Below are 24,461 nucleotides of genomic sequence, written 5' to 3' on the forward strand. Positions count from 1 at the left end.
CCATGCTGGACGTGAAGACGATCGAGGCCATCGCCGACGAACTGCTGGAGGCCGGGCGTTCCCGGACTCCGGTGCCGCGGCTCACCACACGCTACCCGGAGATGACGGTGGAGGACTCCTACGCCGTGCAAAGGCTGTGGCGGGCCCGGAACGAGGAGGCCGGGCGGACGCTCGTCGGGCGCAAGATCGGCCTCACGTCCAGGGCCATGCAGGCCGCCACCGGCATCACTGAGCCGGACTACGGCGCCATCTTCGATGACATGGTCCTCGAAACCGGCTGCTCGGTGGCCTGGGACAAGTACACCCATCCGCGGGTGGAGGTGGAGCTCGCGTTTGTCCTGAAGGACGCGCTCAAAGGCCCGGGCTGCACCATCTTCGACGTCCTGAACGCCACTGACTATGTGGTTCCGGCCCTCGAGATCCTGGATTCCAGGATCGAGATGGAGGGCCGGACCATCGTGGATACTATCGCGGACAACGCCGCGATGGGCGCGATGGTGATTGGCGGCAACCCGGTAAAACCCGACGCCGTGGACCTCCGCTGGGTCTCCGCCATCCTGTACAAAAACCAGACAGTGGAGGAAACCGGCGTGGCGGCCGGCGTTCTGGACCACCCCGCCAACGGCGTGCACTGGCTGGCCAACAAGATCGCCGCTCACGGGGACGGCATGAAAGCCGGCGACATCATCCTCGCCGGCTCGTTCACCCGCCCGCTGTGGGTGTACAAAGGCGATACCGTCCACGCTGACTACGGACCATTGGGGAGCATCACATGCCGCTTCGAGTAGAACCTGACGCCACCTTCCGCGACGCACTGGCGGGTTCAACCCGGCCCCTCGCAGGGATGTGGGTGTGCTCCGGAAGCCCGCTGATCGCCGAACTGTGCGCCGGGGCCGGGCTGGACTGGCTCCTGGTCGATGCCGAGCACAGCCCCAACGGCCTCGAATCCATCCTCGCCCAGCTACAGGCCATCCACGGTTATCCGGTGCAGGTGATGGTCCGGCCGCCGGTCAACGACACCGTCCTGATCAAGCAGTACCTGGACCTTGGCGTGCAGAACCTGCTCATCCCCATGGTCAACTCCGTGGCCGATGCCGAAGCCGCGGTTGCTGCAACACGCTACCCGCCCCAGGGCGTCAGGGGCGTGGGCTCCGCCCTGGCCCGGGCCGCCCGCTGGAACCGGATCCCGGACTACCTGGCCAGGGCGTCCGAAACCGTCAGCGTCACCGTGCAGATCGAATCCGCCGCGGCTGTCGAAGCCGTGGAAGCGATCCTGGCCGTGGAGGGCGTGGACGCCATCTTCCTCGGCCCGTCCGACCTCGCCGCCTCCATGGGCGTGCTGGGACAGCAGGAACACCCTGACGTCCGTGCCGCCGTCGAACACTGCCTCGCCGCGGCCAAGGCAGCCGGGAAACCGGCCGGCGTCAACGCCTTCAACCCGGCCACCGCCCGCGGCTACATGGCCTCCGGCGCCTCGTTTGTCCTGGTGGGCGCCGACGTCGCCATCCTGGCCCGCGGCTCCGAAGCCCTCGCCGCCGAGTTCATACCCCGCGGCCCGGTGGCTGAGCCTGCCGAAACCCCCGCCAGCTACTGACCCATTTCCTAAGGACTTCTTTGATGACACTTTCTGCGATCTCCCCTGCCATTTCGCCGGAGCAGGAAGCTGCCCTCCTGGCTTCCGTGCCCACCGGCCTGCTCATCAACGGACAGTGGGTGGACGCGTCCGACGGCGGCACTTTCGACGTCCATGACCCCGCCACCGGCGAGGTACTCGCTAAGCTCGCCTCTGCCACCAGCGACGACGCGCTTGCCGCGCTGGACGCGGCGGACAAGGTCCAGGCGTCCTGGGCAAGGACGGCCCCGCGGGAACGCGCCGAGATCCTGCGCCGCGCCTTTGATCTGGTCACCGAACGGGCCGAGGACTTCGCCCTGCTCATGACCCTGGAAATGGGCAAGCCCCTGGCCGAAGCCCGCGGCGAAGTCACCTACGGAGCGGAGTTCCTGCGCTGGTTCTCCGAAGAAACGGTCCGGGACTACGGCCGCTACCTCACCACCCCGGAGGGCAAAAACAAGATCCTCGTCCAGCACAAACCCGTCGGCCCGTGCCTGCTGATCACACCCTGGAACTTCCCGCTGGCGATGGCCACCCGCAAGGTAGCACCGGCCATCGCTGCCGGCTGCACCATGGTCCTCAAGCCCGCGAAGCTCACCCCGTTGACGGCCCAGTACTTCGCGCAGACCATGCTCGACGCTGGCCTGCCCGCCGGAGTGCTGAACGTGGTCTCCTCCTCCAGCGCGTCCGGCATCTCCGGGCCACTGCTCGCCGACCCCCGGCTGCGGAAGGTCTCCTTCACCGGCTCCACCCCGGTGGGCAAACGGCTCATGGCCGACGCCGCGCAGAACGTGCTCCGCACGTCCATGGAACTCGGCGGGAACGCCCCGTTCATCGTGTTCGAGGACGCCGACCTGGACAAAGCCGTCGAAGGGGCCATGGCTGCGAAGATGCGGAACATGGGCGAGGCCTGCACCGCCGCCAACCGCTTCCTCGTCCAGGAATCCGTCGCCGCAGAGTTCACCGAAAAGTTCGCCGCCGCCATGGGCGCCCTCACCACCGGCCGCGGCACCGAGTCGGGCACCCAGGTGGGCCCGCTCATCGACGCCGGCGCGCGGGATGACGTGCACGCCCTGGTGAGTGCCGCCGTCGACGCCGGAGCAGTAGCCCTCACCGGCGGCCAACCAGCCGACGGACCCGGCTACTTCTACCCGCCCACCGTCCTCGCCAACGTCCCCAACAACGCCGCCATCCTTGGCCAGGAAATCTTCGGCCCCGTCGCACCGGTCACCACCTTCAGCACCGAGGAGGACGCCATCCGGCTCGCCAACTCCAGCGAATACGGCCTGGCCTCCTACGTCTACAGCCGCGACTTCAACCGGCTGCTGCGGGTGGCCGAACAGATCGAGTTCGGCATGGTGGGCTTCAACGCCGGCGTCATCTCCAACGCCGCAGCACCCTTCGGCGGCGTCAAACAATCCGGTCTCGGCCGCGAAGGCGGCTCCGAAGGCATCGCCGAATACACCACCACCCAATACATCGGCATCAACGACCCCTACAACAGCTAGCCCATCGCCGGCGCCGCCGCCGTCCGGGAGCTGAACTGGCGGCGGGCCCAGCGGGCGAGCTTCTTGCCCTTGCCCTTCCACCAGTTGTCCTCGTCGGTGTCGTGGTGGAGCCGGAAAATGATCGCCACCATTACGAACATGGACATCACCACATCCATCCAGGACCAGGTGACAGCGCCGATCAGGACGCTCAACCCCGTGGACACAATCGACGGGATGGCCAGTGTCCGGAAGACAGTGGAAGCCACATACCGGCGGTGCGACCTCGGTACGGACAGAACGCGGACCATGTCGAAACAGACGCAGACCACCACCACCACCTGACCGATGGCAAGCAGGATCTGCCCCGGTACTGAACCGGCGAACATGATGAATGATGAACCAAACACTCGAATGCACCCCCAAAGGCTTGAAACCTGCGCTGTGAGACTCAGCTGCATGTTCCATTCAAGCCAGCGGCGCCCGGCCCGTCACGAGTAGTGGGTACTCGAATTGCTGCCGGGGGTTCGACAAACTACTCGCCCAGAGCGCGGGGCCGCCAGACCACCACGGCCTGGGACCGCGCACGGGGGCGCTGGCCGCGGGCCAGGCTCACCACGTCGCCGGCGGCACCGGCTGCAAAGATCCGCGAGTCGAGGGGATCACGACGGCGACCCAGCTCCTCGGTCAGTTCTGTCACCCTGCGCTGCAGCGCGGCCACCTGGTTTTCGAGTTCGAGGATCCGCTTGATGCCTTCGAGCGAGACGCCTTCGTGCGACAGCCGCTGGACTTCGCGCAGCATGTTGATGTCCCGCTGCGAGTAGCGGCGGGACTTGCCGGGGGCCCGGCTCGGCGAAACGATGCCCAGCCGGTCGTACTGCCGGAGCGTCTGGGGGTGCATGTCCGCCAGTTCGGCCGCCACCGAGATCACAAAGATCGGCTGGTCAGCGCTGATGTCCACGGTCTGCTCCGTTGCTTAGAGCCGGGCCTTGGCGGCCAGGCCTTCACGGACATCGGCGTCGGCCGTGGCTTCGGCAAAGGCCTTAACGGCAGCTTCGGCTTCCTTGTTCAGGTTCTTCGGAACCGCGACGTCGATGGTCACCAGGAGATCGCCGGTGACCTTGGAGGTCTTCACACCGTGGCCCTTAACCCGGAGCGTGCGGCCGGACGGCGTGCCGGCAGGTACGCGGACCTTAACCGTCTCGCCGTCGATGGTGGGCACCTGGATGTCGGCGCCCAAGGCAGCTTCCGGGAAGGTGACCGGTACATGGATGCGGAGGTTGTCGCCGTCGCGCGTGTAAAAGTCGTGGGCCTTGACCGTGACGGCCACCATGAGGTCGCCGTTGCCTGCCGGTCCGGGCTGGCCCTTCCCGCGGACGCGCACTTTCTGGCCGTCCTTGATGCCGGCGGGAACGCGGACGTCGATGACGTCGCCGCTGGGTTCGCGCAGGCCGATGGTGGTGCCGCGGATGGACCCGGCGAAGGAAATACTGGTGGTCGCCGTGCGGTCCGCGCCCTTCGTCGGCGGGCGCTGGAAGCCCGTCGGGCCGCCGAACCCTCCGCCGCCGAACAGGTCAGCGAACTCGGGCGGAATGCCACCGGACGTGTTGAACCCGCCGGGCTGACGCCCCGCGCCGCCGGTGAACAGGCCGCCGAACATGTCCTCGAAGCCGCCATTGCCGCCTCCGGCACCGCCGGGGGCAAAGCGCGCCCCGCCGCCCATGGCCCGGATGGCGTCGTACTGCTGGCGTTCGTCCGGGTCCGACAGCACGGAATAGGCCTCGGAGATGTCCTTGAACTTCTTCTCCGACGCAGCGTCCCCCGAGTTGGTGTCCGGGTGGTGCAGGCGGGCAAGTTTCCGGTAAGCCTTCTTGATGTCGGCGTCGGAAGCGTCCTTGGCGATACCAAGGATCGCGTAAAAGTCCTTGTCCACCCAATCCTGGCTAGCCAATGGCGTTTCCTTTCAAAGTTCTGTTATTCAAACTGCTCTCCGCGGTACATGGGCCCCCGCCCCTACGCTGGGTGGCTAAGATCTGCGATCCTTAGCCACCCAGCTTCGGTAGGCCCGATGCCACTCCCGGGGCCCATGTACCGCTCCGAGCTTGCGTTCACCTCACCTTAGGCGAGATTGCCGCTTAGGCGCCGGACGGATGAGGGGGCCCGGGAGTGGCATCGGGCCTGCCGGAGCGTGGAGGCAAAGTCCGTGAGGACTTTGCCTCCACGCGAAGGGGCGGGGCCCCCTTATCCGTCCGGCGCCGAGGTGAGGCCGAGGTGAGACGTCAGGCCGGGACGGCCACAATCACTTGCGCTGCGCGGAGGACGCGTTCGCCTGACTTGTAGCCGGAGCGGAGCACCTGGCTGACGGTGTCAACTTCGATGTCCTCGCCGGGCTGCTGGATGAGGGCCTCGTGGATCGTGGGATCGAACTCCACGCCGGTCTCATCGATGCGGACCAGGCCGTACGTCTTCAGCGCGTTTTCCAGCTTGGTGGCGATCGCGGCGAAGGGGCCGTCGGTCAGGTCACCGTGCTGGCGGGCAGCGTCGACGTCGTCCAGTACCGGAAGCAGCGAATTCAGGACGCCGATGACGGCCATCTCCCCTGCCACGGCACGGTCGCGTTCAACGCGTTTGCGGTAGTTGACGTATTCGGCCTGGAGGCGGAGCAGGTCGTTCTTCAGCTCGGCCGCCTCGGCATGTCCTGCGCCCTGGGCCACGGATTCCTCGGCCGGCACCTCGATGCCGTTGAGGATTTCCTCGGCCTGGGCCAGCGCGTCACCGTCGGTGTCGGCGGGCTTGGCGGCCGGCGCATCAGCCTTGGCAGCCGACTCGCCTTCCGGGTGCCGTGCCTGCCCGGTCACCGGGTCAACCTTGCGGTTGTCCCGGATGACCGGCTCCTGGTGGCCGCTGCCGTTTTGGTCCCCGTGGCCGGATGAAGAGTTGTGCTCTTCCTCGTTACCGTGGTGCGGCATGGCTACTTCTTCGCTTCGTCTTCGTCGATGATTTCGGCGTCGACGATGTCCTCGTCGGCAGCCTTGTCACCTGCGGGAGCTGCGCCTTCGGCACCTGCAGCACCGGTTGCGCCGTCCGGTGAACCGGCCTGGGCGTAGATGGCCTCGCCGAGCTTCGACTGGGAAGCCTGCAGCTTCTCGTACGCGGTCTTCACGGCGGCGTCGTCCGTGCCTTCGAGGGCCTTCTTGAGGGCGTCGACGTCGGCCTGGACCTCGGTCTTGACCTCTTCAGGCAGCTTGTCGGCGTTGTCGGCGATCAGCTTGTCCACGGAGTAGGCGAGCTGCTCGGCCGTGTTGCGGGTATCGGTTGCCTCGCGGCGTGCCTTGTCCTCGGCTGCGTGCTCCTCGGCGTCCTTGACCATGCGGTCGATGTCTTCCTTGGAGAGGCTGGAGCCGCCCGTGATGGTCATGGACTGTTCCTTGCCGGTGCCCTTGTCCTTCGCGGAGACGTGGACGATGCCGTTGGCGTCGATGTCGAACGTGACCTCAACCTGCGGGACGCCGCGCGGGGCCGGAGCGATGCCGGTCAGCTCAAACGTGCCCAGCGGCTTGTTGTCGCGGGTGAACTCGCGCTCGCCCTGGAAGACCTGGATGGCCACGGACGGCTGGTTGTCGTCCGCAGTGGTGAAGGTCTCGGACCGCTTGGTGGGGATGGCGGTGTTGCGCTCGATCAGGTGCGTCATGACGCCACCCTTGGTTTCGATGCCGAGGGACAGCGGGGTGACGTCGATCAGGAGGACGTCCTTGCGCTCGCCCTTCAGCACGCCTGCCTGGAGTGCTGCGCCAACGGCCACAACCTCATCCGGGTTAACGCCCTTGTTCGGCTCCTTGCCGCCGGCGAGTTCCTTGACCAGGTCGTAGACGGCGGGCATGCGGGTGGAGCCGCCAACGAGGACGATGTGGTTGATGTCGGAGAGCTTGATGCCCGCTTCCTTGATGACATCGTGGAACGGCTTCTTGGTCCGCTCCAGCAGGTCCTTGGTGAGGTCCTGGAACTTGGCGCGGGTCAGCTGCTCGTCCAGGTGCACCGGGCCGTCGGGGGTGACGGACAGGTACTGGAGGGAGACGTTGGTGCTGGTGGAGGAGGAGAGTTCCTTCTTGGCCTGCTCGGCAGCTTCGCGGAGGCGCTGCAGGGCGATCTTGTCCTTGGAGAGGTCGATGCCCTTGACCTTGAGCTGGTTCAGCAGGTAGTCCACAACGCGCTGGTCCCAGTCGTCGCCGCCGAGGCGGTTGTCACCGGCGGTGGAGCGGACCTGGATGGTGGAGAAGTTGTCTTCGTCCTTGCCAACTTCGAGCAGGGAGACGTCGAACGTGCCGCCGCCGAGGTCGAAGACGAGGATGAGTTCGTCTTCCTTGCCCTTGTCCAGGCCGTAGGCGAGTGCTGCGGCGGTGGGCTCGTTGACGATGCGCAGGACGTTCAGGCCCGCGATTTCGCCGGCCTCCTTGGTGGCCTGGCGTTCGGCGTCGTTGAAGTACGCGGGAACGGTGACCACGGCGTCGGTGACCTTTTCACCCAGGTAGGCCTCGGCGTCGTTCTTCAGCTTCATGAGGATACGCGCGGAGATTTCCTGCGGGGTGTACTTCTTATCGTCAATGGCGACGTTCCAGTCAGTGCCCATGTGGCGCTTGACGGAGGCGATGGTGCGGTCAATGTTGTTGACGGCCTGGCGCTTGGCGATCTCGCCGACCAGGACTTCGCCGGACTTGGAGAATGCAACGACCGACGGCGTGGTGCGGCCACCCTCGGCGTTGGCAATAACGGTGGGCTCGCCACCTTCGAGAACGGAGACGACGGAGTTGGTGGTTCCGAGGTCGATACCTACTGCACGTGACATGTGTTGCTTCCTTCTTTCCTTGGAAACTTGCTGGCGCCCACTCATTGAGCGTTCTGCACTCAACTTTACCCGGGGCATGAAAGATGTCAATCCAAAGTTGAGTCAAGTGCGCTCAACTCTGGATTTTTGACCGCGGCGAAGTCGGCGGATCCCGCGGATTTCCGGGGTTTTCGGTTGTTCAGATGGGGCGCGCCAGCGCGTTTCGCTGTGCGTGAACGGGGCGTGGGGACCGGTTGAGAGCCGCTCGGGAGCCCCGGCTACGAGTTCCGGTCCTCGTCCACCTCAACCTCGCGTGCACTTCCGGAGGTGCCCGCGTCGCCGTAATCGCCGTCGGGGTACTCCCCGTCCGCGGGCTGATCAGCGGCGGTTTCCACGCTGCCGACGTCGCCATAGTCCCCTTCGGCGTACTGCCCGCCTTCGCCTTCCAGACCAGGGGCTGAGCTGCCCTTGCGCGGCTGCCCCTCGGCTGCGGATTCACGGTTTTCGGTCATGGCGGCATCTCTCCTTTGAGGCTCCCGCGTCCGTTCGGGCGCATGTGGAGTCTACTCAGCGGAGAGCAGGCAATACAGGGGCGTCCGGCGGCGTCACGGCGGGCATGCTTTTGGCGCCCGCGCGGCGACTGAGGCCCGGAAATCCGGGGACACCCGCCTCGGCACCTCCCAATGTGTGCTCAGCGTGACGCCCGTCAGCCTTTGAGCCCCATCAGCCCCGCAAACGCGGTGAGGTGGTGCTCAAAGAGTTCGTCGCGTGCGCTGAAGGTATCCGGGCCGTACTGGCCGAAGACTTCGAAGCTGACGGCACCGAATATCGACGTCCACACGAGCGCGCCGTTCGCCAGGATCTCGTGGGGCACGGCAAGCCCAAGTTCGGTACGGATTGCTTCAAAGTCTGCGGACAAGGAAGGCACGACGGCGGCACCCGCCGCCGGCAGCAGCGCACCGTCGCGGTGGGCGGCATCAAAAATACCGATTAGGCGGAACACCACGCGCGTGCCCGGCATGGTGGTCCGCCCCACGGGCGCCTGGTAGCCGGGCACCGGGCTGCCGAACAGCAGCCCGTAGCGTGCCGGCTCGCGCATAGCCCATTCCCGAACGGCCCTCCCGAGCGCCTTGAACCGGCCGGCGTGGTCCCCCGCTGGCACCCCGTTTACCGCCGTGTCGACGGCGTCGCCGAGTTCGTCGTAGGCATCGACGAGCAGGAGGGTGAGGAGTTCGTCGCGGTTGGCCACGTAGCGGTATACGGCCGAGGAGACCACACCCAGGTCCCTGGCGACAGCCCGGAGGGACAAGGCCGCCGCGCCGTGCGTGGCCAGGTGGTCCCTGCCCAGCCGGACGATGTCGGCGATGGTCTGGGCCCGGGCCCGTTCCCGGGGCGTCCGACGGGCGGTTTCCACTTCCGTGGCTGCGTCACTCATGGCTCCAGCATCGCATAAAGCAGAGCACTGTCAACAATTGAGAGCACTGCTCTTGACATGACCTGCAGCCCGGCGCACGCTTAGGGGAGAGCAGCGCTCTCAGATAGAGATCCTTGAGGAGAAATCATGAACGATATCCACGTTGTTACCGGAGCCGGCCCCGTGGGCTGGACGGTTGCGGAGCAGCTCGCCGAGCAGGGAAAGAATGTCCGGATCCTCACCCGGTCCGGCAGCGGCCCCGATCATCCCCTGGTGGAGCGCGTGAAGGCGGACGTGCAGGATGCTGCCCAGCTGCGGGACGCCTTCTCGGGTGCCACCGCCGTCTTCCACTGCATCCACGGCTCTTCCTACACTGCGGACGCGTGGCAGGCCGAACTGCCCGCCGCCGATCAAAAGGTGCTGGCCGCGGCCGGCGGGGCGGGCGCCGTCGTCGTTTTTCCCGAAAGCCTCTACTCTTACAGCGAGCCGGGGCGCCCCATGACCGAGGCTGGACCGCGGAATGCCACGGGAGGCAAGCGGGGCGTGCGGACCACACTGCTGGAGGCGAGGAACGCCTCAGCGACGGACACCGTCAGCGTGGTGGCCGGCGACTTTTTTGGGCCGCGGGTCAGGATCTCCCACGCCGGCGAGCGCATGGTCCCCGCCGTGCTGGCCGGCAAGAAAGTGTGGGTCATCGGGAGTGCCGGCCAGCCGCATTCGTTCACCTATGTACCGGACCTGGCCACGGCCATGATCCATGCCGCACAGACGCCCTCGCTGTGGAACAAGGTGTGGCACGCCCCCACCGGCCCGGCAGTCACGCAGCGGCAGCTGGGCACAGCCTTCACCGACGCCGGCGGGGTGGCCGCGCCGAAGCTGGCTGGCATACCGGGCTGGGCACTCAGCGCGCTCGGGGTGTTCTCGAAAGACATCCGCGAACTGGCTGAAATGCTCTACCAGTTCGCGGAGCCTTTTGTGATGGACTCGACCGCCAGCCAGGAAGCCCTCGGCCTGCGCCCCACACCCCTGCCGGAGGCGGCTGCAGCCACGGTGGCCTGGTGGCGCGCGCAGGACTGAGGCGCGTGACGCCAACACACCGAACCTAGCGGCGGCCGGCGCCCTCCGGCTCGGCCTCCAAGGCGCCGGTGTCCTGCACGACGGCCGCGTCCAGCTCCGGGCGCCCCAGCTTCGACGGCCACCAGATGCGCGGGCCGATGTCGTATGCCAGCGCGGGGACCAGCAGCGAGCGCACCAGCACGGTGTCCAGCAGCACGCCGAAGGCCACAATGAACGCCAGCTGCACCAGGAACATGATGGGAATGACCCCCAGGGCCGCGAACGTGGCGGCGAGCACCACACCGGCCGAGGTGATCACTCCGCCGGTCACGCCGAGGCCTCGCAGGATGCCCGGCCTGGTCCCGTGCTTGAGGGATTCCTCGCGCACCCGGCTCATCAGGAAGATGTTGTAGTCCACGCCCAGGGCCACCAGGAACACAAAGCCGAACAGCGGAACGGTGGCGTCAGCGCCGGGGAATCCGAAGAGGTTGTTGAACACCAGGGCGGAGATGCCCATGGCCGCTCCGTAGGACAGGACCACCGAGAGCACCAGCAGGACCGGCGCCACCACGGAGCGAAGCAGCAGCATCAGGATGAACAGGATGACCACCAGCACGATGGGGATGATAATCACCAGGTCGCGCTGGGCTGTGGTGTTGGTGTCCAGGGCCGTGGCCGTCACGCCGCCCACGAGCGCTCCGGCGTCGACGGTTATTACGTCCTCACGCAGGACCTTCACGGCGTCCTCCGCCTCAATGGAATCGGCGGCAAAGTTGAGCGTGGCGTTGATCAGCACTTTCCCGTCACGGACGTCCGGCGCGCTGGGAGTCCCGGGCGCCCCGGTGATGGGCACACTGCCTGCAGCCAGGAGGTAGGCGTCCCCTACGCCGTCGGCCGCCTTCACCTTGGCCAGCACCTCGTCGGCCTTGGTTTCGTCCGCAACCACGACGGCGGGGCTGCCGCTGCCGGCGTCGAAGTGGCGCGCCAGCGCGTCCTGGCCGTCCACGGCGTTGGACGCGGCGAGGATGACGTCGGTCTGCGGCACACCGTTGGCCTTCAGCTGCAGCACCCCGGCCGAAGCCGCCAGCAGCAGGAGGACCGACGCGACCCAGACCGTGCGCGGGCGGCGCGACACCAGCGAACCCGTGGCCCGCCAGATGCCCTTCTGCCCTTCGAGGCCGGTGACCAGTTCAGGCTCCCGCTCCCCTGCCGGAACGAGTTTGGGGCGGAACGGCCAGAACGCGGCCCGGCCCAGGAGCGCCATCAGGGCAGGCAGCAGTGTCAGGGCAGCGAAGAGCGAGCAGAGGATGCCGGCGGCGGCTACCGGACCCAGAGCCTTGTTCGAATTCAGGTCGGAGAAGAGCAGGCACAACAGGGCGATGATGACGGTGGCGCCGGAGGCCAGGATCGGTTCGAACGAGGCCTTCCAGGCGGTCAATACGGCGGCTGTCCGGTTGGTGGTGTGGGCCAGGGCCTCACGGAACCGCGCCACGTAGAGCAGTGCGTAATCCGTGGCTGCGCCGATCACCAGGATGGACAGGATGCCCTGGCTTTGGCCGTTGAGCTGGATCCAGCCGAGCTTGGCCATGCCGAACACCAGCAGGATGGCCGCACACAGGGCGAAGACCGAGGTCAGCAGGACGGCGATGGGCAGGAGGAGTGAACGGTAGACGACCAGGAGGATGACAAAGACAGCTCCGAGGGCCACGAGCAGCAGGATGCCGTCTATGCCCGCGAAGGCGCTGACCAGGTCGGCCGTCAGCCCGGCGGGCCCCGTCACGAAGGTCTGCATGCCTTCAGGCGCGGCCTCAGCCAGGAAGTCACGAAGCTCCTGGACCGATTCCTTGGTTTCCCCGGAAGACCCGATCGGGGCGATGAACTGCACGGCCTTGCCGTCTTCGGACGGGATGGGGCCGATCACGGCGCTGCCCAGTTCCAGCCCCTCCAAGCCGGTTTTCAGGGAAGCCAGCTCGCCGAGATCCGCCGGGCTGATGGCCGCCCCGCTCTCAATAACGATGACGGCCGGGATCTCGTCCGAGTCGCGGAACTTCGCCTGCCAGTCCTGCGCGGCGGTGGCCTCGGCGCCGGCCGGGAGGAAGGAAGCCTGGTCATTCGAGGAGACCTCATCGAGCCGGCCGAAGGTTGGCCCGCCCACTCCGGCGATGGCCAGCCACGTGAGCACCAGCAGTACGGGAATGAGCCAGCGCAGCCAGAACGGGACCCTTGCGCTGTGTTGGGGACTGGATTTCATGATTCCTTCTGGGTTCGGGACGGCAGCGGTACAATTGATTCCATCATAGAGTATCTCCATCATGGAGATAAGTAGTTAGGCGATGGCAGTTGCGGAGAGTCCGCCCGGCCGGCATTGCTGGAGTAATATCCGTCAGGGCACCAGGCAAGCGAAGGGAGGAGGCGGAACATGACAGAGGAAGCGTTCCAGCGTCCCGCCAACTCCGCGCCGCAATCCCTGGTCCGCCTGCTCCAGGACTTCACGCTTGAAGCCAACCGCTACGTCGATACCGCGGGCGGCCGGAACGACATGCACCGGACGGACCTCAACGCACTCGCCGTCATCATGCGCCACACCGCCAAGGGCACCGTGGTCACGCCCGGCATCCTGCGCAAGGAGCTCCACCTCAGCTCGCCCGCCACCACCGCCCTGATCGACCGGCTGGACCAGTCCGGGCATGTGGTCCGCGAGCGGCTTGGCTCGGACCGCCGGCAGGTCCAGCTCCGCATGACGCCCAAGGCGTTCCAGGACGGCGGGGCCATGTTCATGCCGCTCTCGCGCCACATGGGCACGGCGATGGCCGGGTTCGCCCCCGAGGAACTGGAGCTGGTGACCCGCTTTATGACCGCCATGGTGGAGGCCACCATCGCGGCGCGCCAGGAAGCGTCCGACGGCGGCCCCGCCTCCCCGGCGCCGGCAACCTAGGCTGAACGCGCGACGGCGGTTCCTCCCATTCGAGGCACCTCGGCGGTAGCGTTTGGTTATGAGTGCGGAGCAGCCCGGAGACGATGTGTACACCCACGGCCACCACGAGTCGGTGGTCCGCGCCCATGCCTCCAGGACCGCTGAGAATTCGGCGGCCTTCGTACTCCCGCACCTCACGCCCGGAACCTCAGTGCTCGACGTCGGCTGCGGGCCCGGGAGCATCACCTGCGATTTCGCGGGGCTCGTGGCGCCGGGTAAGGTCACCGGCCTGGACCGGTCGCCGGACATCATCGCCCAGGCCTCGGCGCTCGCTGCCGAACGCGGTGTGGACAATGCGGAGTTCCTGGCCGGGAACATCTATGACCTTGATTTCGAGGACGAAACGTTCGACGTCGTCCACGCCCACCAGGTGCTGCAGCATCTCACCGACCCGGTGGAGGCGCTCCGGGAGATGCGGCGGGTGGCAAAACCGGGCGGCATTGTGGCCGTGCGCGACGCCGACTTCCACGGCATGAGCTGGTATCCCGCCTTCCCGGAACTGGACGAGTGGATGGAGCTCTACCAGCGGATCGCCCGCCGCAACGGGGCAGAGCCCGACGCCGGCCGCCGGCTGGTGTCGTGGGCACAGTCTGCCGGTTTCACCGACGTCGCCCCCACCAGCAGCAACTGGCTCTACGCCACCGGGCAGCAGCGCCGCTGGCAGGCCCGTGTCTGGGGAGAGCGGGTGCTGCATTCCGCCTTCGCGGAGCAGGCGTTGGAGTACGGCTTCGCCAATGCGGCGGACCTCGCGCGGATCTCCGCGGGCTGGCATCGCTGGGGATCCACCGACGATGGCTGGTTCCTGATCCCGAACGGTGAGGTTATCGCCCGGGCCTGAGCTGCCCACCTCCTGTGCCCGCTGCTTGACCTGTCCGGGCTTTTCCACATGGGGAGGTTCAGCCGGTGTGCCCGCCGCGGAGCCCGAATAGCGTCGAGCCATGAACAATTACGGCGAGAACGAATATTGGGCGGAGCCTTACACCGCAGAGGTTGACCAACTAGACTTGGTCAACATGGGGCAGTACAACGTCCAGGAAGCAAAAACCCGGCTCTCCGAACTCCTGAACCTCGTTGAACGAGGCGAGGACGTGGTCATCGCCAAGGCCGGCCGGCCAGTGGCCCGGCTGGTGAAAATTGAGCCCCCACACAAACGCGAGCTGGGTTTCCTTGGCCCGCTCCACATCCCCGACGAGTTCTACGAGCCTTGGACTGACGAGGAGATGGGGACCGAAGAGTGACACGCCTGCTGCTGGACACTCATGTCTTCATCTGGGCAATCTCCGAACCAAAGCGGCTCTCCACCAAGGCCAGGAATGCGATCGTCAAGCTGGAAAACCAGGTCTACGTGTCACCCGTAACGGCCTACGAGCTCTCGTACAAGCACCGCCAAGGCAAGTTGCCGTCAGGCGCAGCAATAGTGACCAGCTTCGCGCGGCAAGTGGCCCATCTGCTTGCATCCGAACTCCCCGTCTCCGCCCCGCATACGCTGGCTGCAGGACAGCTCGACTGGGATCACAGGGACCCTTTCGACCGGATCCTCGCGGCCCAGGCCATGGTGGAGGGACTCACCCTGGTGACGGCTGATGAGGATCTCCAGGCCTTTGAACCCGTGCCCACCCTGTGGTGAACAGGCACTAAACTTGGCAGGTGCAATTCTCCCTTTGGCTCGCCCTCGCTGGCGCCGGCGTCTTGGTCAGCTTCACTCCGGGGGCCGGTGCGATCAACACCATGAGCAACTCCCTGACGTCCGGATTCCGCCGGTCAATCTGGGGGATCCTGGGCCAGCAGGCAGCCCTGGTCATCCACGTGATGGTTGTTGCCCTCGGGGTGGGCGTGCTGGTGGCCAGTTCCCCGGTCGCCTTCAACGTGATCCGTTACGCCGGAGCCGCCTACCTGGTGTACCTGGGCATCCGCCAGTTCCTGGCCAAGCCGCAACCCGACCAGGAAACAACCGAGTCACTTCGGAACGAGCCCGCTTGGTCCATGTTCCGGCGCGGCCTGTGGGTCAACCTGCTGAACCCCAAGGCCATCGTCTTTTTCCTCGCATTCATGCCGCAGTTCATCCGGCCCGAGCAGCCGCTGTTCCCGCAGTATCTGGTACTGACGGCCACGGTGGTCGCCATCGACATCCTGGTCATGTGGTTCTTTTTCGCCACTGCCGCCAAGTCGTTCCAGCGGTTCACGCACACCGCCCGCGGGCAGCAGATCCTCAACCGGATCTTCGGTGTCCTGTTCGTGGCGGTCGGCATTCTCCTCGCCATGATCCACTGACCCAGGACCGCTCCAACGGCCCAAAATGAACAGCTGCAACCGTAATGTGACGGGTTATGCAATTCTCTTTACGAATCGGTGAAACATCCCGCAAACCCGCTAGCCAAGAGCGGCGGTATCAAGCATGCTTAGCACCATGAACTCATCGTCGAGCCCATACCGGATCATTGCCGTCTGCACCGGAAACATCTGCCGGTCACCCATGGCCGAGCTAATGCTGGCCGCGGCACTGGAAGCGGAGGGGCTCGGCGCCACCGTAGCGGTCGACTCCGCCGGGACCACGGGCTACGAGGCCGGACGTCCCATCGACCCGAGGGCGGCCCGCCGGCTCGCGGCCACGCAACTCACTTCGGACCGGCACATCGCCCGCGAATGGCAGGCCGGCTGGTTCCGTGAGCGGGACCTGATCCTCGCCCTGGATGTCGACCACTACGCGTGGCTGCGCGAATACGCTCCGGACCAGGAAGCCATGGACAAAGTCCGCATGCTGCGCAGCTTCGACCCGGCATTGGCACGCAAGGACCTGCTGGACCAGGGCATCGAGGACCCCTGGTACGGCGGCCAGGCTGACTTCGATGCCGTGTGGCACCAGATCCACGCGGCCCTGCCGGGGATCATTGAGCACGTCCGGTCCGTCGTCGGCAATGACGGTTGGCACCGGCCGCACGAGCATCAGCAGGTACGCTCTATTTCATGACCCCCGCACCTGTGATCATCGCCATCGACGGGCGATCCGGCGCAGGGAAAACCACTCTTGCCATCGAACTTGCCGCCCGGCTGCGGAACCACCACAAGGTGGCGCTCTTCCACCTCGAGGACATCTACCCCGGCTGGAACGGCCTCGCCGCCGGCATCGAGCGATATGTCTCCACCGTCCTGACGCCCCTGAGCCATGGCGAACGCGCCACCTGGACCAGCTGGGACTGGGAAAAACATTACGACGGCGACACCCGGGTCACGCTGCCCGCCGAGATCGTGATCATCGAGGGAGTGGGCGCCGCAGCAGCCGGAGCCCGGCCCCTGCTCAGCGCAGTGATCTGGGCCGACTCGCCGGACGACGTCCGCCGGACGCGGGCGCTGGACCGTGACGGCGGAACCTACGAGCCGTTCTGGGACCAGTGGGCGGCCCAGGAGGACGCCTGGCTCGCCGGCGACGACGTCCCGGGCCACGCGGACATCCGCGTGCTGAACCAGGCGGACGGCGCGGCCCCCGCCGATGTCCTGCAGCTCCTGACCTACCTGCCCTCGCTGGCACCTGCCCTGGTCCCTGAGCTGTCCGCCCGCCGTGGCCTCCGGCTCCGTGCGGAACGGATGGAGTGCCGCCCGGACGCGGCCGAACTCTTCGCCGGGCTGTACGGCGGCTCGGCCAATGCCGTCTGGCTGGACTCCTCCAACGCCCCCACCACGCAGCCGATTGAAAAGTCCCCCGCCGCCGAGCGCAGCCGCTTCAGCATCCTGGCGGACGACGGCGGCGTGTTCGGCCAGACAGTCACGCACCGGTCAGGCGAGAGCCAAATCGCCGCCGGCTGCGCCACCGCCCGGGTGCCGGGTCCTTTCTTCCGCTGGCTGGACACGGTCTGGGGGCGCCGGGCGGTCCGCACTCCGGAGGGTTATCCCTGCGACTTCGCCCTTGGCTGGCTGGGGTGCCTGGGTTATGAGCTCAAGCGCGAAACCGGCGGCACGGATGTCGCCGCAACAACCCCGGATGCTGCCCTGATCTTCGCTGGCCGGGCCGTGGTCCTGGACCACGCCGAGGGCGCCGCCTGGCTGCTCGCCCTGGAGGCACCGGACACGGACGGCTGGCTGGAAGCGGCACGGAGCACCGTACTGGCCGCGGCCGCAACTGCGGAAGCAACAGCCCCCGACGCACCAGCACCGGCAGCGGCCCAGCACTTTGGCGGGACGGCGGACCCGGCCGGCGGCAGCACCGCCGTCGTACGTCCGCCGGTGTTCAGCAGCCGCGATAACGAGCCGGAGTACAAGCACAAGATCCTGGCCGCCCAGCACGAAATCGGCGACGGAAACTCTTACGAGGTCTGCCTCACCACCATGCTTTCGGCGCGCGTGCCCGCGGCGGAGGCGGCGCCGTGGAGCACGTATCTGGCCTTGCGCCGGAGGAATCCGGCGCCGTTCGCCAGCTACCTGCGGTTCGGCGGGTTGACAGTGGCCAGTACGTCGCCGGAACGGTTCCTCAAAATAGCCTCCGACGGCGGCATGCGCGCCGAGCCGATCAAGGGCACCCGCCGCCGGGCCTCAGATCCGGCACTGGACGCCCAGCTGCGCCGCGACCTGGAAAGCTCGCTGAAGGACCGGGCCGAGAACATCATGATCGTGGACCTGCTGCGCAACGACCTCAGCCACTTCGCGGAACCCGGATCCGTCACGGTCAGCAGGCTGTGCGCAATCGAAAGCTACGCCACGGTGCACCAGATGGTCAGCACCATCGACGCGAAACTCCTTCCCGGCTCGCCGCGGGCCGAGGCCGTGGCGGCGTGCTTCCCGGCGGGCTCCATGACCGGCGCCCCCAAGATCAGCACCATGGCCATCCTGGACCGGCTGGAGCAGGGGCCCCGCGGCCTCTACTCCGGGGCGATCGGCTACTTCTCGCTCAATGGCGCAACTGACCTGGCCGTGGCTATCCGCACCCTGGTGATCAACACCGGTTCCGGCACCGGTGACGGGAGCGGCACCGCGGACGGGGACGGCAGCGGGCCCACGGCGGAACTGACGCTCGGCATCGGCGGCGCCATCACCTCGGACTCTTTTCCGGACGAGGAATACGAGGAAATCCGGGTCAAGGCCTTCGGCGTACTGTCCACCCTGGGTTCGGAGTTCCCCGAAGGCTAGGGCCTACTGGACCGTCGCGGTCAGCCTGGCGACGTTGTCGATGTAGCGGGCTGCGAGCGGCCGGTTCAGCCAGTCCTCCAGCTTGAGCTCGTGGGAAATGTCCCGGTACGTGTTCTCCACCGCACGCATGTCATTGACAATATCCGCGCCCAGGAGCATCACGGACACCTCCATGTTCAGCGAGAAGGAGCGCATGTCCATGTTGCTTGAGCCCAGGACGGCCACTTCGTCGTCAATGGTGAAGTGCTTGGCATGGAGCACAAACGGGGCCCTGTAGAGGTAGATCTTCACCCCGGCCTCCAGCAGCGCCTCGTAGTAGGACTGCTGTGCGTGGTGCACCAGGAACTGGTCGCCCTTCTCGGAGACGAACAGTTCCACGTCCACGCCGCGCTGCGCGGCCGTGGTGATGGCATAAAGCAGCGAATCGTCCGGCACAAAGTAGGGGCTGCAGATGGAGATCCGGTGCTGGGCGGAGTAGATCAGGGTGGTGAAGAGCCGCAGGTTGTTTTCGGTGATGAACCCCGGGCCGCTGGGAACCACCTGGGCGGTGACCCTACCAGGGGAGGGATTGGCCGGCAGCTGCAGCTGGTGTTCCAGGGACTCGTCGGTCTCGCTGAGCCAGTCAGTGGCGAAAACGACGTTGAGCGTGGTGACGATGGGACCGCGCAGGCAGGCCATGAGCTCCACCCATTCGCGGCCGGCCTTGCGGTGCTTGGGGTTGTTGTAGGAGGGCTCGATCAGGTTCTGTGATCCGGTGAAGGCGAGTTCGCCGTCGATCACCATGATCTTGCGGTGGTTGCGCAGGTCCGGGCGGCGCCACTGGCCGTGGATGGGAAGCAGCGGCAGCATGCGCTTCCACTGGATCTTGCCCGATCTCAGCCGCTTGAGCAGGTTGCGGTAGCCCTTGACCCGCAGGGTGCCGATGTGGTCGAACAGCACCCGGACTTCCACGCCCCGCTCTGCAGCCTCTTCCAGCGCGGTGAGCAGGTCGTTGGTGATGTGATCCGTGCTCATGATGTAGAACTCGGCGTTGACGAACGTTTTCGCCTTGCGCACAGCCTCGGTCATGGCGAGCATCGAGTCCGGATAGCCGGGAATCAGGTCCACAGAGTTGCCGTCCACCATGGGGAGGGAGCCCAGCCTGCGGTTAAGTTCACCGGCGGAGGTGACCCATTCCGGTCCCTTGTATTCGCTTTCGACGTCGGCGAGCGCCGAGATGCCGGACCGCACCCGGGCATTGACGGTCTCCTGCTGCTGGCGGCGGCGGCTGGAAAGCTTGAAGTTGCCGAACAGCAGGAACAAAACCAGGCCCACGAACGGGACAAAGAAGATGACCAGCAGCCAGGCCATGGCGGTGGTGGGGCGCCGGTTGCCGGGGATGATGCCCAGGGCTGCCACCCGGATCACGAGGTCGGCGGCGGCCAGCAGCAGGGTCACCCAGCCCGGCACCGTACCGGCTAGCGAAAACGGCCACAACACTTCGAAAACCCCCGGACTGTGTGCGCCCTCCGGACGGTTTCCGGCCAAGGCGTTGACCACAGCTTAGCCGCGGGCGGCCGGACTAAGCTGGAGCCATGACTTCTCCTGCTTCCGTGGTGCTCGTTTTCCTGGACCCCGCGTTCCCGGCCGGCCGCCTCGCTGATGCCTCGCAGCCCCAGCTGATGGTCACCGATCAGGGGGCCACCCGTGGTGACGGCGTGTTCGAGACCATGCTGGCAGTGGGCGGAAAAGTACGGAAGCTCCAGGCGCACCTGGACCGGCTGGAGGGTTCCGCGGAGGCGCTGGACCTGGTGATTCCGAACCAGGACCAGTGGCGTGCAGCCATCGAAACAGGTGTGGCGGACCACCGGGCGCAGCATCCCGCGCCCGCCCCCTCGGAGGACGAGCTGGTGGTCAAGCTCGTGGTCACCCGCGGGGTGGAGGGCGCCTCATCCCCCACCTGCTGGGTCCAGGTCTCTCCCGTCGGCGCGGTTGCCCGCCGCCAGCGCGAAACCGGCATCGACGTTATCCTCCTGGACCGCGGCTACGACAGTGACGTGGCCGAGCGCGCCCCGTGGCTGCTGATGGGCGCGAAGACCCTGTCCTATGCGGTCAACATGGCCGCGCTGCGGCACGCGCACAAACAGGGTGCTGACGACGTCATCTTCACGTCCTCGGACGGCCGGGTCCTGGAGGGTCCAACGTCCACTGTGCTGCTGGCGCACCTGGAAACGTCCGACGACGGCGCGCGCCAGGTCAAGCGGCTCATCACGCCGCAACTGGACAGCGGCATCCTTCCCGGGACGTCCCAGGGGGCGCTTTTCACTGCCGCGAAGGCAGCAGGCTGGGAACTCGGCTACGGCCCGCTGGAACCGCAGGACCTCCTGGACGCAGACGCCGTCTGGCTCATTTCCAGCATCCGGCTGCTCGCGCCCGTGAACCACATCGACGGCAAGGAAATCGGCACGCCTGCCATCCAGAAGCAGCTGACCGCCGAACTGAACGAGCTTTTCGCCGGGATTAAGTAGGGCTGCTTTCCAGGCTATACCCGGCGCCAGTACGTTCCGGGTTAGGGCGTTCCGGGGTACTCCTGCCCGGTGACGTGGCTGCCCCACTGGGTTTCCGGGCCATCCTGCCCCTCGCCCAGCGCCTCCCACATGGCGAGGTGGCTCATAAAGTGCTCCGGTGCCGCGCCGTGCCAGTGCCACTCCCCCGGGGGTGTGTAGATCGTGTCGCCGGGCCGGACTTCGATGACCTAGCCGCCGCGGGACTGGACCAGGCCCAGGCCCTCGGTCACGTGCAGGGTCTGTCCGTTGGCGTGGGTGTGCCAGGCGGTGTGGGCGCCGGGGCCGAACCGGACCATGTTCACGCGCAGCTGCGAGGGCTCTTCGCCCCGGGCGATGACGTCGAACCAGACATCACCGGTGAACATTTCGGCGGGCCTCTTGTTGCTGGGGGTTTTTGGCTGGATTTCCAAAATTCTCCTTGATCGTGGCTGTGGACCGTGGCCCTTCAACGCTAGGGCGCCCTGCGTTCCCGTGGGAGGGTCTGTCAGTACCTGTACCAGCAGGGCCTTCCGCGCGGATACAGTAGGGGGTTTGCTGGATAAGTAGCAATACCGCTCCCACATCTTCCACCCAACCAACCGATCCCCTACCCAACTTACGGAGAACCATGCTTACCGCCAATGCCTACGCCGCCCCGTCCGCAACGGGCGACCTCATCCCCACCACCGTCGAACGCCGCGACGTCGGCGCGCATGACGTCCTGATCGAGATCAGGTTCGCCGGCATCTGCCACTCGGACATCCACACCGTCCGCGGCGACTGGGGGCCCCAGCAGTACCCGCTCGCCCCCGGCCACGAAATCGCCGGCATCGTCACCGAGATCGGTTCCGCCGTCACCAGGCACGCCGTCGGCGACCGCGTGGGCGTCGGCTGCATGGTCAATTCCTGCCGCGAATGCGTCAACTGCAAAAAGGGTGAGGAGCAGTACTGCCTCAACGGTATGACCGGCACATACGGCGCCGTGGACCGCGACGGCACCATCACGCAGGGCGGATACTCCACCCACGTCGTGGTGACCGAAGACTTCGTCGTCACCATTCCCGAGGGCATCGAACTCGACGTCGCCGCTCCCCTGCTGTGCGCGGGAATCACCACGTACTCCCCGCTGCGGCACTGGGGTGCGGGTCCCGGGAAGAAGGTTGCCGTCGTCGGACTTGGCGGCCTGGGCCACATGGCCGTCAAGCTCGCGCACGCCATGGGCGCCGAGGTCACCGTGCTCTCACAGTCCCTGAAAAAGCAGGAAGACGGGCTGAAGCTGGGCGCGGACCACTTCTACGCCACCAGCGACGAGACCACGTTCCCGGACCTGGCCGGCTCCTTCGACCTGATCATCAACACGGTCAGCGCAGCGATCGATATCAGCGCCTACCTGCAGCTGCTGACCCTCGACGGCGCGCTGGTGAACGTTGGTGCCCCGGCCGAGCCGCTCCCGGTCAACGTCTTCTCGCTGATCATGGGGCGCCGGTCCTTCGCGGGCTCCGCGATCGGCGGCATCCGCGAGACCCAGGAAATGCTCGATTTCTGCGCCGAGCACAACCTGGGCGCCGAAATCGAGGTCATCCCGGCGAGCAAGATCAACGACGCCTACGAGCGTGTCCTGGCCTCTGACGTTCGCTACCGGTTCGTGATCGACGCCTCCACGCTGTAAATATCAGGCGCAAAGTTCGGGCGTGGCCGGGGAACCTGCGGGCGTTACGCGGGTTCCCCGGCCCGGTAGTCGAAGCGCTCCAGGACGGCGCTGCCATTCCGGACGGACAGTCCCATGACCCGGCCGGTGAACCCTCCGGCCACTTCGGTGGACAGATAGCGGCCGTCCAGCGTGGCCAGGACGGTCAGCTGGCCGTCCTGCTGGAAGCCCAGCGAGACCTCGTCCGGGCCGTAATTCTTACCGGGCAGCCCGGCATTGGGCGCTGCACCGCTGACGATCACAAGCTGCACCTGGCACTCAGCCGACGCCCCGCCGTCGACATGCCCGCAGGCGGCCGAACCCAGCTCCTGCTGGAGCGGCCCGATCCGGGCAACGGCGCGGACAGTGCGCCCGTCCGTTTCCACGCCGTACCGGTGCGAGGCATCGACCCGCAGCTCGAACCTGGCTGTGGCGCCGCCCCGGGGACGGACCGTGGCGCTCGCGGTCCATGCCTCGTCCCGGACGCGCGTGGCCAACAGTGGCGCAAGGTCCCCATTGCCGCTTCCGCTGATCAGCAGGCCTTCGGCTTCCAGTGAAGTGAACGACGCCGGGTCCTCCCCGGGCGCGATCCAGCGCAGGTGCAGCTCCCCTGAGCGGAAATCGTCGGTGAACGCCGTATCCACGCGGGGCACCTGGTAGTGGTCCTCCTCGAACGCCGGCCAGCCCTGGTCCCACCGGATGCCCGCCAGGAAAGTCTCCCTGCCCAGCACGTGGTAGCCGGGGACTGAGCCGCGGGGGCGCACGCCCAGGTAGACCGCAGCCCATTCTCCCGACGCTGCCTGCACCAAATCAGCGTGGCCGGTGTTCTGGGCCACGGCAGCAGTGCTCCGGTGGCTGAAGATGGGATTCTGCGGGTGTGGCTCGAACGGCCCCTCCGGAGTGGTGCTCCGGCTCACCGACACCGCGTGGCCACGCTCGGTGCCGCCCTCGGCCAGCAGCAGGTACCACCAGTCCCCGACGCGGTACAGGTGGGGCCCCTCGGGGAACGCCAGCCCGGTCCCCTGCCACACCTTCCGGGGCGGTTCGAGCAGCTTGCCGGCCTGCGGATCCAGCCGGGCCTGGACAATGCCGGATGCGTTGTCGGCCGGGCCGAAACCCACCCAGGTCAGGTAGCAGTTTCCATCGGCGTCCCAGGCAAGGTCAGGGTCGATGCCGAGCGTTCCGGGAATCTGTACCGGATCGCTCCACGGACCGGCCGGGTTCTCTGCCGTCAGCAGCAGGTGGCCGCCGCCGAACTCGCTCATGTTGGTGGTCACGAACCAGAAGGTGCCGTTGTGGTACCGGAGCGTGGAGCCGAAGATCCCGCCGGAGGGCCGCCTGTCGCCGGCTGCGAACTGGGAGCGCCGGGTCAGGATGTTTCCCACCTGCTCCCACGTGACAAGGTCGCGGCTGTGGAACACCGGAGCCCCGGGGAAGTACTCAAAGCTGGAGGTCGCCAGGTAGTAGTCGTCACCGGCGCGGCAGATGGTCGGATCCGGAAAGAAACCGGGGATGACGGGTGCGGTCGAAGCAGGGAATGAAGCGGATTTGCCGGATGCGGGAGGAGAAGCCAAAAGTGCGTCCTCAAAAACGTCGTCGGTCATGCGCTGTCCACCCTGGATCGGGGCCTATGGTGAGCCACCAGGCCGGGAGATTCCAACCTAGGGACCACCGCACCTCCGGGGAACCGGTCTTTTCATTGACTGGAAGAGGTGGCTTGAGCGCGGAACCCACTCGCCATCACTCTGTTGGTGCGGCGGGCAGAG

24 protein-coding genes are annotated in these 24,461 nt (G+C 66.7%); 13 read left to right on the forward strand and 11 right to left on the reverse strand.

The genetic code is table 11. The features are described from left to right. The first annotated feature begins 2 nt into the window (after nucleotides 1-2). Genes hpaH through EYS21_RS17750 form a run of 3 tightly spaced genes read left to right on the forward strand, consistent with a single transcriptional unit; the run spans nucleotide 3 to nucleotide 3,120 of the window. The gene (gene hpaH, locus EYS21_RS17740) at nucleotides 3-788 is read left to right on the forward strand and encodes a 2-oxo-hept-4-ene-1,7-dioate hydratase (RefSeq protein WP_131134557.1); all 786 of its coding nucleotides are present in this window, start codon (nucleotides 3-5) and stop codon (nucleotides 786-788) included. Further along, the gene (locus tag EYS21_RS17745; RefSeq protein ID WP_165478349.1) at nucleotides 773-1,594 is read left to right on the forward strand and encodes an HpcH/HpaI aldolase/citrate lyase family protein; all 822 of its coding nucleotides are present in this window, start codon (nucleotides 773-775) and stop codon (nucleotides 1,592-1,594) included. The genes hpaH and EYS21_RS17745 overlap by 16 nt, the downstream gene beginning before the upstream one ends. A gap of 23 nt (nucleotides 1,595-1,617) precedes the next feature. Then, entirely contained in the window at nucleotides 1,618-3,120 is a 1,503-nt protein-coding gene (locus EYS21_RS17750; protein ID WP_131134558.1) for an NAD-dependent succinate-semialdehyde dehydrogenase, read from the forward strand. On the opposite strand, the gene EYS21_RS17755 is transcribed toward EYS21_RS17750, so the two are convergent. From EYS21_RS17755 to EYS21_RS17785, 7 genes are all read right to left on the reverse strand, one after another. Beyond that, nucleotides 3,117-3,488, reverse strand: coding sequence for a hypothetical protein (locus EYS21_RS17755; RefSeq protein WP_131134636.1), 372 nt, complete (start codon nucleotides 3,486-3,488; stop codon nucleotides 3,117-3,119). The two genes, EYS21_RS17750 and EYS21_RS17755, sit on opposite strands and share 4 nt — an antisense overlap. 146 nt (nucleotides 3,489-3,634) lie before the next feature. Next, the gene (locus EYS21_RS17760; RefSeq protein WP_131134559.1) at nucleotides 3,635-4,060 is read right to left on the reverse strand and encodes a helix-turn-helix transcriptional regulator; all 426 of its coding nucleotides are present in this window, start codon (nucleotides 4,058-4,060) and stop codon (nucleotides 3,635-3,637) included. A gap of 15 nt (nucleotides 4,061-4,075) precedes the next feature. Further along, complete coding sequence (locus tag EYS21_RS17765; RefSeq protein ID WP_207307806.1) at nucleotides 4,076-5,050, reverse strand: DnaJ C-terminal domain-containing protein; 975 nt, start codon at nucleotides 5,048-5,050, stop codon at nucleotides 4,076-4,078. A gap of 328 nt (nucleotides 5,051-5,378) precedes the next feature. Continuing rightward, the gene (locus EYS21_RS17770) at nucleotides 5,379-6,068 is read right to left on the reverse strand and encodes a nucleotide exchange factor GrpE (protein WP_131134560.1); all 690 of its coding nucleotides are present in this window, start codon (nucleotides 6,066-6,068) and stop codon (nucleotides 5,379-5,381) included. 2 nt (nucleotides 6,069-6,070) lie between these two features. Then, nucleotides 6,071-7,942 carry a molecular chaperone DnaK gene (dnaK, locus tag EYS21_RS17775; RefSeq protein ID WP_131134561.1) on the reverse strand — a complete coding sequence of 624 codons (1,872 nt, stop codon included), beginning with the start codon at nucleotides 7,940-7,942 and terminating at the stop codon, nucleotides 6,071-6,073. A 257-nt stretch (nucleotides 7,943-8,199) separates the two neighbouring features. Next, nucleotides 8,200-8,433 carry a hypothetical protein gene (locus EYS21_RS17780; RefSeq protein WP_131134562.1) on the reverse strand — a complete coding sequence of 78 codons (234 nt, stop codon included), beginning with the start codon at nucleotides 8,431-8,433 and terminating at the stop codon, nucleotides 8,200-8,202. Between the two features lie 194 nt (nucleotides 8,434-8,627). Next, nucleotides 8,628-9,356, reverse strand: coding sequence for a TetR/AcrR family transcriptional regulator (locus EYS21_RS17785; protein ID WP_131134563.1), 729 nt, complete (start codon nucleotides 9,354-9,356; stop codon nucleotides 8,628-8,630). A 126-nt stretch (nucleotides 9,357-9,482) separates the two neighbouring features. On the opposite strand from EYS21_RS17785, the gene EYS21_RS17790 reads away from it, so the two are divergent. Beyond that, nucleotides 9,483-10,412: an NAD-dependent epimerase/dehydratase family protein gene (locus EYS21_RS17790; RefSeq protein WP_131134564.1), complete on the forward strand. Its 930-nt coding sequence runs from the start codon at nucleotides 9,483-9,485 to the stop codon at nucleotides 10,410-10,412. A 25-nt stretch (nucleotides 10,413-10,437) separates the two neighbouring features. Here the strand turns inward: EYS21_RS17790 and EYS21_RS17795 are convergent, their stop codons facing one another. Next, a complete protein-coding gene (locus EYS21_RS17795) occupies nucleotides 10,438-12,642 on the reverse strand; it encodes an efflux RND transporter permease subunit (protein ID WP_131134565.1) in 2,205 nt (734 codons plus the stop codon). A gap of 168 nt (nucleotides 12,643-12,810) precedes the next feature. Between EYS21_RS17795 and EYS21_RS17800 the strand changes: the two genes are divergently transcribed. The 7 genes from EYS21_RS17800 (at nucleotide 12,811) to EYS21_RS17830 (ending at nucleotide 18,483) form a co-directional block, all read left to right on the forward strand. After that, nucleotides 12,811-13,326 (forward strand): MarR family transcriptional regulator, encoded by a 516-nt coding sequence (locus tag EYS21_RS17800; RefSeq protein ID WP_131134566.1) that lies wholly within the window; start codon nucleotides 12,811-12,813, stop codon nucleotides 13,324-13,326. A gap of 58 nt (nucleotides 13,327-13,384) precedes the next feature. Beyond that, complete coding sequence (locus tag EYS21_RS17805; RefSeq protein ID WP_131134567.1) at nucleotides 13,385-14,203, forward strand: methyltransferase domain-containing protein; 819 nt, start codon at nucleotides 13,385-13,387, stop codon at nucleotides 14,201-14,203. A gap of 100 nt (nucleotides 14,204-14,303) precedes the next feature. Next, nucleotides 14,304-14,603 carry a type II toxin-antitoxin system prevent-host-death family antitoxin gene (locus EYS21_RS17810; protein WP_347559572.1) on the forward strand — a complete coding sequence of 100 codons (300 nt, stop codon included), beginning with the start codon at nucleotides 14,304-14,306 and terminating at the stop codon, nucleotides 14,601-14,603. After that, nucleotides 14,600-14,992 carry a type II toxin-antitoxin system VapC family toxin gene (locus EYS21_RS17815; RefSeq protein WP_131134568.1) on the forward strand — a complete coding sequence of 131 codons (393 nt, stop codon included), beginning with the start codon at nucleotides 14,600-14,602 and terminating at the stop codon, nucleotides 14,990-14,992. Before EYS21_RS17810 ends, EYS21_RS17815 begins: the two co-directional genes overlap by 4 nt. A gap of 20 nt (nucleotides 14,993-15,012) precedes the next feature. Next, nucleotides 15,013-15,636 (forward strand): LysE family transporter, encoded by a 624-nt coding sequence (locus EYS21_RS17820; RefSeq protein ID WP_131134569.1) that lies wholly within the window; start codon nucleotides 15,013-15,015, stop codon nucleotides 15,634-15,636. Nucleotides 15,637-15,772: 136 nt separating this feature from the next. Further along, the gene (locus EYS21_RS17825; RefSeq protein WP_131134570.1) at nucleotides 15,773-16,333 is read left to right on the forward strand and encodes a low molecular weight protein-tyrosine-phosphatase; all 561 of its coding nucleotides are present in this window, start codon (nucleotides 15,773-15,775) and stop codon (nucleotides 16,331-16,333) included. Then, on the forward strand, nucleotides 16,330-18,483 hold the full coding sequence (locus EYS21_RS17830; RefSeq protein WP_131134571.1) for a chorismate-binding protein: 2,154 nt from the start codon (nucleotides 16,330-16,332) through the stop codon (nucleotides 18,481-18,483). The genes EYS21_RS17825 and EYS21_RS17830 overlap by 4 nt, the downstream gene beginning before the upstream one ends. A 3-nt stretch (nucleotides 18,484-18,486) precedes the next feature. On the opposite strand, the gene cls is transcribed toward EYS21_RS17830, so the two are convergent. Continuing rightward, nucleotides 18,487-19,959 carry a cardiolipin synthase gene (cls, locus tag EYS21_RS17835; protein ID WP_131134639.1) on the reverse strand — a complete coding sequence of 491 codons (1,473 nt, stop codon included), beginning with the start codon at nucleotides 19,957-19,959 and terminating at the stop codon, nucleotides 18,487-18,489. A 98-nt stretch (nucleotides 19,960-20,057) separates the two neighbouring features. Here cls and EYS21_RS17840 point away from each other — a divergent pair, with 98 nt between their 5' ends. Next, a complete protein-coding gene (locus EYS21_RS17840; RefSeq protein WP_131134572.1) occupies nucleotides 20,058-20,990 on the forward strand; it encodes an aminodeoxychorismate lyase in 933 nt (310 codons plus the stop codon). A gap of 227 nt (nucleotides 20,991-21,217) precedes the next feature. Here EYS21_RS17840 and EYS21_RS23785 read toward each other — a convergent pair whose 3' ends face one another. Beyond that, nucleotides 21,218-21,439, reverse strand: coding sequence for a hypothetical protein (locus EYS21_RS23785; protein ID WP_242633482.1), 222 nt, complete (start codon nucleotides 21,437-21,439; stop codon nucleotides 21,218-21,220). 197 nt (nucleotides 21,440-21,636) lie between these two features. Here EYS21_RS23785 and EYS21_RS17850 point away from each other — a divergent pair, with 197 nt between their 5' ends. Further along, the gene (locus EYS21_RS17850) at nucleotides 21,637-22,677 is read left to right on the forward strand and encodes an NAD(P)-dependent alcohol dehydrogenase (RefSeq protein WP_131134573.1); all 1,041 of its coding nucleotides are present in this window, start codon (nucleotides 21,637-21,639) and stop codon (nucleotides 22,675-22,677) included. A gap of 44 nt (nucleotides 22,678-22,721) precedes the next feature. Here the strand turns inward: EYS21_RS17850 and EYS21_RS17855 are convergent, their stop codons facing one another. After that, nucleotides 22,722-24,299 carry a glycoside hydrolase family 43 protein gene (locus tag EYS21_RS17855; RefSeq protein WP_131134574.1) on the reverse strand — a complete coding sequence of 526 codons (1,578 nt, stop codon included), beginning with the start codon at nucleotides 24,297-24,299 and terminating at the stop codon, nucleotides 22,722-22,724. Nucleotides 24,300-24,461 lie beyond the last annotated feature (162 nt).

Origin of the sequence: Arthrobacter sp. S39 (genome assembly GCF_004320525.1) — a bacterium.
In the GTDB taxonomy this organism is placed as follows: domain Bacteria; phylum Actinomycetota; class Actinomycetes; order Actinomycetales; family Micrococcaceae; genus Arthrobacter.